Below are 7388 nucleotides of genomic sequence, written 5' to 3' on the forward strand. Positions count from 1 at the left end.
GTGAACACCGCGCCCGACGGCTCGGAAGCGGTCGGCGGCGGCTCACACCACGCCTCCGTCAGGGCGGACGGCCGTTACGTCGTCTCTTCGCCGCGTGGGCGGACGGCCTGGTTCCGGGTGACACCAACGGGCGCGGTGATGTGTTCGTACGCCGTTCGTGCGCATACCCCGCAGGTAACAAAGCGTGATCGTTGCTCGTCGGACTCTTGCCGCGGCGGGCGGTGTCGGCGACCGTGATCCGTCATGGGACGAGAGCAGTGGAAGAAGATCTGGGTCGGCTCGGCCGGCAACATGGTCGAGTGGTTCGACTGGTTCGTGTACGCCAGCTTCGCGGTGTACTTCGCCGACTCGTTCTTCCCGAAGGGGAACGACACCGCCAACCTCATGAACACCATGGGGATCTTCGCGGTCGGCTTCTTCATGCGGCCAGTGGGTGGCTGGCTGCTGGGCCGGGTCGGTGACCGCAAGGGCCGCAAGGCGGCGCTGACCCTCACCGTCACCCTGATGTCCGCCTCGGCCGTCCTCATCGCCGTCGCGCCGACGTACGCGGTGGCCGGGTACGGCGGCGTCGCGGTCCTGCTCGTCGCCCGCATGCTGCAAGGGCTCTCGGTCGGCGGTGAGTACGCGGCCAGCGCCACCTACCTGACCGAGGCGTCCGCGCCCGGCCGGCGCGGCTTCGCCTCCAGCTTCCAGTACGTGTCCATGACCGCGGGCCAGCTCCTCGGACTCGGCCTCCAGATCGTCCTCCAGCGCACCCTGTCCGAGGACGCCCTGCACAACTGGGCCTGGCGCATCCCGTTCATCATCGGGGCGCTCGGCGCGGGCATCGTCTTCTACCTGCGGCGCAACATGCTGGAGACGGAGGTGTACGCGCAGGACGACGACGCGCACAACGACCCGGCGCGCGGCACGATCAAGGCACTGTGGGCGCACCGGCGCGAGGCGTTCCTCGTCATCGCCCTCACCATGGGCGGCACCGTCGCGTACTACACGTACACGACCTACCTCACCAAGTACCTCTCCGGCAGCGCCGGGATGGACAAGCCGACCGCCTCGATGGTCAGCTTCTGCGCGCTGTTCGTCTTCATGTGCGTCCAGCCGCTGGCGGGCAAGCTCTCCGACCGCATCGGACGCCGCCCGCTGCTGATCACCTTCGCGGTCGGCTCGACCTTCCTGACCGTGCCGATCATGACGCTGCTCCAGCACGCCGGCAGCTTCTGGCCCGCGCTCGGCCTCTCGCTGCTCGCCCTGCTCGTCGTCACCGGCTACACCTCGATCAACGCCTGTGTGAAGGCCGAACTCTTCCCCACCGGCATCCGCGCCCTCGGTGTCGCCCTCCCGTACGCCATCGCCAACGCCCTCTTCGGCGGCACCGCCGAATACGTCGCCCTGTGGTTCAAGAAGGGCGGCCTCGAATCCGGCTACTACTGGTACGTGGCCGGCTGCGCCGCGGTCTCCCTGATCGTCTACATCACGATGCGCGAAACGAAGACGATCGACCTGAACCGGGTGAGGCGACAGGAGGACGCGCCGACGAACATCCCCGGCCAAGCCACAACGATCCCGTCCGGGGGCACTTCGCGGCGGTAGCCGGGGGAGTCCGGGGGCGCGGGACGGGCCACCTCTGGTGGCCCGCACTGTGAGACACCCGGTTCCCCTCCGGGAACGTATGGCACACTGACGCCGTGCCCTCCCTCGCCACGATTATTGGCAGCAGGCGCGCCGGTCCGCAGTGACCGCCCCGTACGCACCGAGTACGGCGCGGTCACCGTCGCCCCAGACCCGCGCGCAGACCTCTCGCATCCGCGAGGGGTTTTTTCGTTTCCGGCGCCACCTCTTGCCGGCGGCGGAGCGCGAGGGACCATGAGGGGGCGGTGGAACCGGTCATTCCGGTAAACCGAGACCTCGACAGGAGCCAGACGAGCATGACGGACGCACCTGAACCCGACGCACCTCACCCCGCGTTGTCCGACGCCTTCCACGTCTTCGACACGACGCTGCGCGACGGAGCCCAGCGCGAAGGCATCAACCTCACCGTCGCGGACAAGCTGACCATCGCCCGGCACCTGGACGACTTCGGCGTCGGCTTCATCGAGGGCGGCTGGCCCGGCGCCAACCCCCGGGACACCGAGTTCTTCGAGCGGGCCCGCGCGGAGATCGATTTCCGGCACGCCCGGCTCGTCGCCTTCGGCGCCACCCGCAAGGCGGGCGTACGGGTCGAGGACGACCCGCAGGTGGCGGCGCTGCTGGCATCGCGGGCCCCGGTGGTCACGCTGGTCGCCAAGTCGCACGTACGGCACGTGGAGCTGGCACTGCGCACCACGCCGGAGGAGAACCTCGCGATGGTGCGGGACACCGTCGCCCACCTGCGCGCGCAGGGCCGCCGGGTCTTCCTGGACTGCGAGCACTTCTTCGACGGGTACGCCCTCGACCCGGTCTACGCCAAACAGGTCGTACGGACCGCGAGCGAGGCCGGCGCCGACGTGGTGGTCCTCTGCGACACCAACGGCGGCATGCTGCCCGCGCAGGTCGCGGCCGTCGTACGGACCGTGCTGGCGGACACCGGCGCGCGCCTGGGCATCCACGCCCAGGACGACACCGGCTGCGCGGTGGCCAACACCCTCGCCGCGGTCGACGCGGGCGCCACGCACGTGCAGTGCACCGCCAACGGCTACGGCGAGCGGGTCGGCAACTCCAACCTCTTTCCGGTCGTGGCGGCCCTGGAGCTGAAGTACGGGCGCCAGGTGCTGCCCGAGGGCAAGCTGGCCGAGACCACCCGCATCTCGCACGCCATCGCCGAGGTCGTCAACCTCACGCCCTCCACCCACCAGCCGTACGTCGGTGTCTCCGCCTTCGCGCACAAGGCCGGGCTGCACGCCTCCGCGATCAAGGTCGACCCCGACCTGTACCAGCACATCGACCCCGCGCTGGTCGGCAACAGCATGCGGATGCTGGTCTCCGACATGGCCGGCCGCGCCTCCATCGAACTCAAGGGCAAGGAGCTGGGCTTCGACCTGAGCGGCGACCGGGAGCTGGTCGGCCGGGTCGTGGAGCGGGTCAAGGAGCGCGAGCTGGCGGGGTACACGTACGAGGCCGCCGACGCCTCCTTCGAGCTGTTGCTGCGGGAGGAGGCGGAGGGCCGGCCGCGCCGGTACTTCCGGGTGGAGTCGTGGCGGGCCATCGTCGAGGACCGGCCGGACGGCACGCACGCCAACGAGGCGACGGTGAAGCTGTGGGCCAAGGGCGAGCGGCTGGTGGCCACCGCCGAGGGCAACGGCCCGGTGCACGCGCTGGACCGGGCGCTGCGGGTGGCCCTGGAGCGGATCTACCCGCAGCTCGCCGGGCTGGAGCTGGTGGACTACAAGGTCCGCATCCTGGAGGGCCGGCTGGGCACCGGTTCGATCACCCGCGTCCTGGTGTCCACCAGCGACGGGCAGGGGGAGTGGGCCACGGTCGGCGTCGCCGAGAACGTGATCGCCGCGTCGTGGCAGGCACTGGACGACGCGTACGCGTACGGGCTGATGCGCGCCGGGGTCGAGCCGCAGGAGTAGCCGCCGGGCGCGGGAGACGACCGCGGCCCCGTGCCGGTCCTTGGGGGAGGAGCCGGTGCGGGGCCGCGGGGTTTTCGGGGGCGGTCCGCCGCCGGGCGCGGTGGGCTCAGGCGGCGGCCTTGACCGCGGAGACGTCGAAGGTGAGCTTGGCCTTGTCGCTGACCATCACGCCACCGGCCTCCAGCGCCGCGTTCCAGGTCAGGCCCCAGTCGGAGCGCAGAATCTCGGCGCTACCCTCGAAGCCGACGCGCTCGGCGCCGTACACGTCCGTCGCCGCGCCCTGGAACTCCAGATCGATGGTGAGCGGCCGGGTGACGTCCTTGATCGTCAGGTCGCCGGTGACGCGGTAGGTGTCGCCGCCGACCCGCTCGGCGGCGGTGGAGCGGAATGTCATCAGCGGGAAGGCGTCGGTGTCGAAGAAGTCGGTGCCGCGCAGGTGGGCGTCGCGGTCGGCGATGCCGGTGTCGACGGAGGCGGTCGTGACGTCGACGGCGGCGGTGGAGCGGGCCGGGTCGGCGCCGTCGAGGTGGAGGGTGCCCTCGTGGGTGCCGAAGGAGCCGCGGACGTTGGTGACCATGGCGTGCCGGACGGTGAAGCCGATGCGGCTGTGGGCCGGGTCGATGGTGTAGTCGCCGGTCAGCGCGGCGAGGGCCGGGTCGGCGTCGAGGACGGCGGTGGCCCGGTCGGGGGTGGCGCGGCCGGTGCCGGCGGCCGCGGTGCGCTTGCGGTGGAACAGAGCCATGGCTCCTCCTCGAAGACGAGAACGTTTTGTTAAAGGTTCAACGAAAATGAGCGTAGCGCGATCTAGTTCAAGTTTCAACTGTTGGTCCACGGGGGAGTGATGCGGAGGTCCCGCGCTGGGCATGTCATGGGCATTGTCGAGGCGGGGCGGCTCGTGCTAGACCGTCGGACACCGTTCAACCAGACCGTGTCCGTACGCAGTTGACGTCCTACGCCCCATGTTTCACGCCCGACGTCTCACGTATCACGGAGAGGACGGACCGTGCCGCCTTCCCCCGTCTGGTCCCGCCGGGGCTTCCTCGGCTTCTCCGGCGCGGGCGCGCTCGGCCTGGCGCTGACGCCCGCGCTCGCCGGGCCGGCCCCCGCCGCGCACGCCGCCGACGGCGATCCGTACGAGACCCTGCGCCGCCGCTGGCTCGGCATCCAGCTCGGCACCGGCTTCGATCCCGCCGCCGATCCGTACGCCGCCCGCCTGAAGGAGACCGGCGAGCTGGCCCGCGGCTTCCGTACGGCCATGCGCCCGGCCGCCGGCTCACTCTGGCCCGACAGTCCCTTCGACCCGCCGGCCGGCATCACCCGCAGCTACAGCCGGCTCACCACCATGGCCCGGGCGTACGCCCAGCCCGGCACCGGCCTGACCGGGGACACCGGCCTCGCCGCCGACACCGTCCGGGGCCTGGACCACGTGCACGACACGGTCTACCACTCCGGCACCGTGCGCCACGGCAACTGGTGGGAGTGGCAGATCGGCAGCCCCCGGCTCCTCCTGGACGCCGTCGCGATCCTGTACGAGCGGCTCGGCGCGGAGCGGCGCGCCCGGTACCTGGCCGCCGTCGACCACTTCGTCCCGGACACCATGCTCGGCGACTACACCGGCACCAGCACCGGCGCCAACCGCGTCGACCTGTGCCGCGTCGTCGCACTGCGCGGCATCCTCGGCCGGGCCGCGGCCAAGATCGCACTGGCCCGCGACGCGCTGTCGCCGGTCTTCCCGTACGTCACCAAGGGCGACGGCCTCTACGCCGACGGCTCCTTCATCCAGCACACCTGGGTCGCCTACTCCGGCACCTACGGCTTCGTCCTCCTCGACGGACTCGGCCGCCTCTTCACCCTGCTCGGCGGAACCGACTGGGCCGTCACCGATCCGCGACGGCAGATCATCTTCGACAGCGTGGAGCACGCCTACGCGCCCCTGCTCTACAACGGCCTGATGATGGACAGCGTCAACGGGCGCGCCATCAGCCGCGGCTACCTGCGCGCCGACGAACGCCGGGTGCTGCGCGGCGACCACTTCCACGGCCACGCCCTGGTCGCCGCCGTCGCCCTGCTGGCCGAGGCCGCCGCGCCCCGGGAGCGGGAACGCTGGCAGGCGATGGTCCGGGGCTGGATCCGGCGCGACACCGGCTACCCCGTGCTCGCCGACCGGCAGTACGAGATCGCCGACCTCGCCCGCCTCAAGGCGCTCGCGGACGACGGCGGCCCGGTCGCGCCCGAACCCGTCGCCCACCGGCTCTTCCCGGCGATGGACCGGGCCGTGCACCGCCGCCCCGGCTGGGCCGCCGGCCTGGCCATGGCCTCGGACCGCATCACGTACTACGAGAACGGCAACGGCGAGAATCCGCGCGGCTGGCACACCGGCGCCGGAATGCTCTACTGGTGGGGCCACGACTTCGCGAACGACCAGTACACGGACGCCTTCTGGCCCACCGTCGACCCGTACCGCCTGCCCGGTACGACCGTGTCCACCAAGCGGCTGGCCGACAACGAGGGCGGCGGCTGGGGCGCGCCCAAACCGGCCGCGACGTGGGTGGGCGGGACCACCGACGGGGAGTTCGCCGTGGTCGGGCAGGACGTGCGCGGCCTGTCCGCCACACTGCGCGCCAAGAAGTCGTGGATCTTCACCGCGGACTGCGTCGTCTGCCTGGGCGCCGGCATCACCTCGCACGACGGGGTGCCCGCCGAGACGATCGTGGACAACCGCAACCTGGGCGCGTCGGGGGCGCCCGCGCTGACCGTGGACGGCGCCCGGCAGCCCGTCGCGCCCGGCCGTCCGCTCGTCTTCCCGCGCGCCCGCTGGATCCACCTGGCCGGGCACGGCGGGTACGTCTTTCCCCGCGTCCCGGGCGGCGGGGAAACCGTCCCGCACGCGCTGCGCGACACCCGGACGGGCGCGTGGAGCGACATCAACACCGGCGGCTCCCCCGAACCGTTCACCCGCCGCTATCTGACCCTGTGGATCGACCACGGCACCGACCCGGTGGACGCCGCGTACGCGTACCTGCTGATGCCCGGCGCGGGCCCGCGCGCCCTCGCCGCCCGGGCCGCCGACCGCCACTGGCTGACCGTCCTCGCCAACACCGGCGCACGGCAGGCGGTCGCGGTCCCGTCGCTCGGCCTGACCGCCGCCACCTTCTGGCGGGCCGGGTCGGCGGGCGGCCTGACCGTCTCGGCGCCCGCGAGCGTGCTGCTGCGGGAACGGCCGGCGCGGACCGCGCACGGGTGGCACGGCGGCCGGACGGCGACACTGTGCGTGGCCGAGCCGTCGCGTACCGGCGCGCCGTTCGAGGTGGTCTGGGACCGCCCGGTCCGTGCCGTGCTCACCGCCGACCCCTCCGTCACGGTCCTGGCGACCACTCCGGCGCTCCGGCTGCGTGTCACTCCGGGCACCGCCTGTACCACCCACATCTGCACCGTCGCCCCGCGCTGACCGGCCATGGCACCCGGCCACGGCGCCGCCGACGTGCCGCGTGAGGGCGCGCGGCGCCCGGGCCAACAGCGGACTGCCACAACACCACGCGGGCGCGTTTTGTCGGGGGCATACATACCGCTGAGACCGTCCGGCGTGCCCACCAGGCCGGACGCGGCCCCGTACAGGACGCTTCTGTCCTGCCTGCCCACCAAATCGCTTCCGACGTTGTACGAAACCGACATCGGTTCCGGAGGGTCCGGCCACGTACCGTCGATGCATGACCACTGTCGAAGAGGTGCCCGCCGAGGCGAACGACGCTCGTGGGCGGGTCGCCGAGCTGCATGCCATCCGTGAGCAGGCCCGGCGTGGGCCCGGTGAGCGGGCGACTGCGGCGCAGCATGCGAAGG

At 72.0% G+C, this 7388-nt stretch carries 4 protein-coding genes; 3 read left to right on the forward strand and 1 reads right to left on the reverse strand.

Annotated features, from left to right (window positions below; genetic code table 11):
* Window positions 1–243: 243 nt before the first annotated feature.
* Both ACH4EB_RS26660 and cimA read left to right on the forward strand, forming a co-directional pair.
* On the forward strand, window positions 244–1590 hold the full coding sequence (locus ACH4EB_RS26660; RefSeq protein WP_398350298.1) for an MFS transporter: 1347 nt from the start codon (window positions 244–246) through the stop codon (window positions 1588–1590).
* A 335-nt stretch (window positions 1591–1925) separates the two neighbouring features.
* Window positions 1926–3551 (forward strand): citramalate synthase, encoded by a 1626-nt coding sequence (gene cimA, locus ACH4EB_RS26665; protein WP_398350300.1) that lies wholly within the window; start codon window positions 1926–1928, stop codon window positions 3549–3551.
* A gap of 106 nt (window positions 3552–3657) precedes the next feature.
* On the opposite strand, the gene ACH4EB_RS26670 is transcribed toward cimA, so the two are convergent.
* Complete coding sequence (locus ACH4EB_RS26670) at window positions 3658–4293, reverse strand: YceI family protein (protein WP_398350301.1); 636 nt, start codon at window positions 4291–4293, stop codon at window positions 3658–3660.
* A 261-nt stretch (window positions 4294–4554) separates the two neighbouring features.
* Between ACH4EB_RS26670 and ACH4EB_RS26675 the strand changes: the two genes are divergently transcribed.
* Complete coding sequence (locus ACH4EB_RS26675) at window positions 4555–6999, forward strand: polysaccharide lyase 8 family protein (protein WP_398350302.1); 2445 nt, start codon at window positions 4555–4557, stop codon at window positions 6997–6999.
* The last annotated feature ends 389 nt before the right edge of the window (window positions 7000–7388 follow it).

This window comes from Streptomyces sp. NPDC018045 (genome assembly GCF_044327445.1).
Classification (GTDB): Bacteria; Actinomycetota; Actinomycetes; order Streptomycetales; family Streptomycetaceae; genus Streptomyces.

What these genes read in the sequence shown, in the direction of transcription:
- ACH4EB_RS26660 (WP_398350298.1), top strand. Translation starts at nt 244, where the DNA reads ATGGGACGAGAGCAGTGGAAGAAGATCTGGGTCGGCTCGGCCGGCAAC.
- cimA (WP_398350300.1), top strand. Translation starts at nt 1,926, where the DNA reads ATGACGGACGCACCTGAACCCGACGCACCTCACCCCGCGTTGTCCGAC.
- ACH4EB_RS26670 (WP_398350301.1), bottom strand. Translation starts at nt 4,293, where the DNA reads ATGGCTCTGTTCCACCGCAAGCGCACCGCGGCCGCCGGCACCGGCCGC.